The sequence below is a fragment of the Leucobacter sp. M11 genome (assembly GCF_035726885.1).
GTDB lineage: Bacteria > Actinomycetota > Actinomycetes > Actinomycetales > Microbacteriaceae > JAPFRB01.
In genome coordinates this window covers 223,721-228,147 of the sequence record NZ_JAPFRB010000003.1, presented here as the reverse complement: position 1 = coordinate 228,147, position 4,427 = coordinate 223,721, and the positions used below count along the sequence as shown (strand labels likewise).

Here is a 4,427-nt window from a genome sequence, read left to right as displayed (position 1 = left end):
GGATCGACGTCGACCCGAGAATTCGCGCGCTCGCCATCAACGCCAAGCAGGCGATGGACACCTGCACGAGCGTCCCCGTCCAGCACGCGGTCGCGTCCTTCCTGGAGGCCGGACACCTCGGCCCGCACCTGGACCGGCTCCGCCCCATCTACCGGGAGCGCAAGGAGACCATGCGCCACGCCCTCGCCGAACGCTTCGGCGAGGAGGTCACGAGCACCAACCCCGACGGGGGCTTCTTCCTCTGGCTCACCCTCGGGGGGCGCTACGCGGGCATCGACACGGAGGCCATCTTCGCGGAGGCGCTCGCGGGCGGCGTCGCCTACATCCCCGGGCGGTCCTTCTCCGCCGCCGGGAACTTCGGCAACGCGCTCCGGCTCTGCTTCGCCACCTCGACCCCGGAGCGCATCGTGACCGGGGTGGACCGGCTGGGCGCAGTCCTCGACCGTGCGGCGGACGCGTCATGAGCGCGGCACGGGAACGCGTCGCCCTCGATCTGCTCGACCGGGACCAGATCGTCGAGCTGACGAGCGACCTGATTCGTGGGCGCGGGGAGAACCCCGGCGAAACCGAGGCGGAGACGGTGCGCCTCCTGGCCGCGCACTGCCTCAGCATCGGGGCCAGGGTCACCCTGCAGGAGGTGTCGCCCGGGCGGTCGAACCTGCGCGCCGAGCTCGGGGACCCCGAGGGGCCCGTGCTCCTGTTTCTCGGGCACAGCGACGTCGTCCCCGCGGGGGCTGGCTGGACCGGCGACCCCTTCGAGCCCCGACTCGAACACGGCGCTCTGATCGGACGCGGCGCCACAGACATGAAGGGCGGCCTGGCCGCGGCACTCGCCGCGATGAGCGCTCTGGCCGTCGCTCGGCCGGAGCTGCGCACCGAGTTGCTCTGCACGGTTGACGAGGAGGATCTCGCGACCGGCGTGCAGGCCTATATCGCAGAGACGGAGCCGCGCGACCTGCTCGCCTGCGTCGTGGCGGAGCCGACGGACCTGCGGGCCGTGATCGGCTGCCGCGGGGCGACGAACCTGGCGCTGTCCCTCACGGGCGCGTCCGCGCACGCCGGGCGGCCCGAGGACGGGGCGAGCGCGATCCTGGCCGCCGGGGTGGCCATCGACACGGTGCACCGCGAGCACGAGGCCGCGCAAGACACCCGCGACCCCCTCCTCGGGTCGCCCAGCTGGAACATCGGCACGATCAGCGGGGGCAGCGCCACCTCGATGGTGGCCCAGTCGTGCGCGCTGAGCCTCGATCGCCGGACGCTGCCCGGGGAGCGCGCCGAGGACATTCTTGCCGGGCTCCTGGAGCGGGTGCGCGCGGGAATCGCCGCCAGCGGGATCGCGGGGGCCGAGCGTATCCGCCTTGAGGGGCGGGTCGAGATGGTGATGCCCGGCTTTCGCACCGACCCCGACGCGCAGCTCGCCCGGGTCGCCTGCGCCGTGCTCGACGAGCTGGGGCGAGACGCCCGCCCGACCGGCTGGACTGCCGCCTGCGAGGGTGGTTTCATCGCCGCGCACCACGGGGTGCCGACCATCATTCTCGGGCCAGGTGACATCACCGGCCAGGCGCACCAGCCCGATGAGCAGGTGCTCATCTCAGACCTCCTGACCGCCGCTCAAACGTATGCCCTGATCGGTATGCGTCTGGGCGCCGGCGCGGAAACCCGCACCCACTCCCCCGCAACCCCGCCCGCCTGACCATTCCGCCACGCCATTTTTAGGACCAACGAGGGTCCCCGAAGAAAAGAGCGACACATGAATCAGCAGGACCAGCTTCCCCCGATTACCCGAGATATCGACCTGACGCCCCTCCAACGGCGCGACACCAGAAAGTCCGTTGCCGGATCCGCCATCGGCAACGCGATCGAGTGGTTCGACTACGGCGTCTACGGCTACCTGGTGGTGTTCATCTCGACGCTGTTTTTCGACTTCGGCGGCGACCAGGGCGATGCGATGCCCCGGATTCTTGCCTTCGCGACCTTCGCCATCTCCTTCCTCGTCCGCCCCCTGGGCGGGATCATCCTGGGCCCGCTGGGCGACCGGATCGGCCGGAGGAAGGTGCTCGTGTTCACCATCATCATGATCAGCCTCGCCACCGCCGCCATCGGCGTGCTGCCGACGTACCAGGACATCGGGTTTGCCGCGCCGCTGCTGCTCGTGTTTTTGCGCATGTTGCAGGGCTTCTCCGCGGGCGGCGAGTATGCGGGGGCGGCCATCTTCATGTCGGAGCACGCGCCGGACAACCGGCGTGGCTTCTACGGTTCCTTCCTGGAGTTCGGCACCCTCGCCGGATTCAGCGCGGCCGCCGTGCTCTGCACCTCGCTCACCCTCATCGTCGGCGAGGACGGGATGATGGCGGGCTGGTGGCGGCTGCCGTTCCTGCTGACGCTCCCCCTCGGCCTGCTGGCCCTGTGGATGCGGCGGCACCTGAGCGAGCCCGAGACGTTCACCGCGGACACCAAGGACCTGGGCGACCGCAAATCCGCGCTGACCGCGGTCAAGGACCTGCTGATTGGCTACCCGAAGCAGGTGCTGAAGCTTGTCGGTTTCGTCATCCTGATCAACGTCGCCTTCTACCTCGTGCTGACCTACATGCCCAGCTACCTGTCGAGCACGCTCGGCCACGGAGCTGCCGAGTCCAACTACGCCCTCGTGGTCATCCAGCTCATCATGATGGCGGTGATCGTCCCCTTCGGCGCCCTGTCCGACCGGGTCGGGCGCAAACCGCTGCTCATCATCGCGAGCCTCGGCTTCATGCTGCTGTCGGTGCCGGCGGTCATGCTGATCCAGGTGGGCACCGTCTGGTCGCAACTTGCCGGAATCGGGATCCTCGGGCTGTTCCTCGTCATGATCATCTCGAACATCTCGGCGACGCTTCCGGCCCTGTTCCCGACCGCCGTCCGCTACTCGGGCTTCGCGATCGGCTACAACGTGTCCACCGCGCTCTTTGGTGGCACCGCGGGCGTCGCGAACGAGTACCTGATCGACGTGACGGGGAACCCGCTTGTACCCGGGTTCTACCTCGCCGCCGCCGGGCTCATCGGCTTGCTCTCCGTCCTCACCTTCCGCGAGACCGCGGGGCGCTCCCTGCGCGGGAACATTATCCCCGGCACGGACGATCAGTTACGGCTTGCCGCGGGCGAGCAGCTCATCGGGGCCAAATAGCTCCGGCGGGCGGGCCCGGCCCGCCCGCCGGAGACCGATCCGGACCCCTTTGGGTCGGAAAACGCGGAATCTTCAGGCAACACACCGGGAAAGACAGCCACTTTCCGCGGAAAACCGCGCGACTACTGGTAGATTTACTGCCGATCGCTTGATCAGCCCCCGCACCGGGGAACACCAGAAACAATGTGGACTCACGCAGCAGCGCTGAGGGGTCCGAGGAGGACAAACAATGTCACTGAACAAGACTGAGCTTGTTGCCAAGATCGCTGCCGAGACCGGCCAGAGCCAGGCCACGGTCGGAAGCGTCGTTGACGGCTTCTTCGCTGCGGTGTCCGAGACCGTCGCCAAGGGCGACAAGGTCACCATCCCCGGCTGGATCGCGTTCGAGTCCGCTGACACCTCGGCTCGCACGGGCCGTAACCCGCAGACCGGCGAGACCATCAACATCCCCGCCGGCAAGCGCGTCAAGGTTTCCGTGGGCTCCAAGCTCAAGGCTGCTGTCAAGTAGTTTCTGCTGCTGAAATGATCAGCGCCTCCGGCCCTCGGGCCGGGGGCGCTGACGCATTCTGGCGCCCATGTTCTGCCCAGGGCGAACGCGTAAACTGGGACCGTGCCCCGTTTGCTTCGTGTCTATGCCCCTGCCCTCCTGCTGCTGTTCACCGCAGGAGGATTGATTGCCGGTCTGCTGATCGGCGGGGCGGGCGCCCCCCGGGAGCTGCTGGATCCGGGCACCTTCGTGCGCTTCGGGATGCCCTTCGCGCGCACCCTCGTGAACCTCTGCTGCGCGGGCCTGATCGGCTCGCTCGTCATGGCCGTCTGGGCCCTCTCCCCGAAGAAGCCCGAGTTCGGCGTCGCGATGGACACCGCGGCCGCTTTCGCCGCGGGGCTCGCGGTCGCCTCGGCGCTGACGCTGATCATGACCTTCGTCGACGTTTCCGGGCTGGCCTTCTCCCCCGATGAGCAGTTCGGCGCCGCGCTCGCCCAGTTCGTGACCGAGATCGAACTCGGCATGCTGTGGCTGTTCTCAGTCGCCCTGGCCGCCGTGCTCTCCGTGCTCTGCTTCGCCGTGCGGGACCGCCGCTGGCTGCTCCTCGTGCTCGTGCTGTCCCTCGTGACGCTCGTGCCCCTCGCGAGCCAGGGCCACGCCGCGGGCGCCTCCGGCCACTCCCAGGCCGTGAACTCGCTGCTCGTGCACCTCATCGGGGCCTCCGTCTGGCTGGGTGGTCTGATGGTCCTCGTGATGATCGGACGCACCGTGGACCGGGCC

At 68.8% G+C, this 4,427-nt stretch carries 4 protein-coding genes and 1 pseudogene; all 5 read left to right on the top strand.

The genetic code is table 11. From position 1 onward, the window contains the following. Positions 1-464, top strand: a 464-nt coding sequence (locus tag OOT08_RS09340) for an aminotransferase class I/II-fold pyridoxal phosphate-dependent enzyme (protein ID WP_325092378.1), incomplete at its 5' end; no start/stop codon positions are given. Beyond that, the gene (locus OOT08_RS09335; RefSeq protein WP_325092377.1) at positions 461-1,693 is read left to right on the top strand and encodes a M20 family metallopeptidase; all 1,233 of its coding nucleotides are present in this window, start codon (positions 461-463) and stop codon (positions 1,691-1,693) included. The genes OOT08_RS09340 and OOT08_RS09335, both read left to right, overlap by 4 nt. Before the next feature lie 57 nt (positions 1,694-1,750). Continuing rightward, positions 1,751-3,160: an MFS transporter gene (locus tag OOT08_RS09330; RefSeq protein ID WP_325092376.1), complete on the top strand. Its 1,410-nt coding sequence runs from the start codon at positions 1,751-1,753 to the stop codon at positions 3,158-3,160. Positions 3,161-3,389: 229 nt separating this feature from the next. Further along, positions 3,390-3,668 carry an HU family DNA-binding protein gene (locus tag OOT08_RS09325; RefSeq protein ID WP_325092375.1) on the top strand — a complete coding sequence of 93 codons (279 nt, stop codon included), beginning with the start codon at positions 3,390-3,392 and terminating at the stop codon, positions 3,666-3,668. Positions 3,669-3,770: 102 nt separating this feature from the next. Then, positions 3,771-4,427: pseudogene (locus tag OOT08_RS09320) on the top strand (copper transporter); the annotation flags it as partial.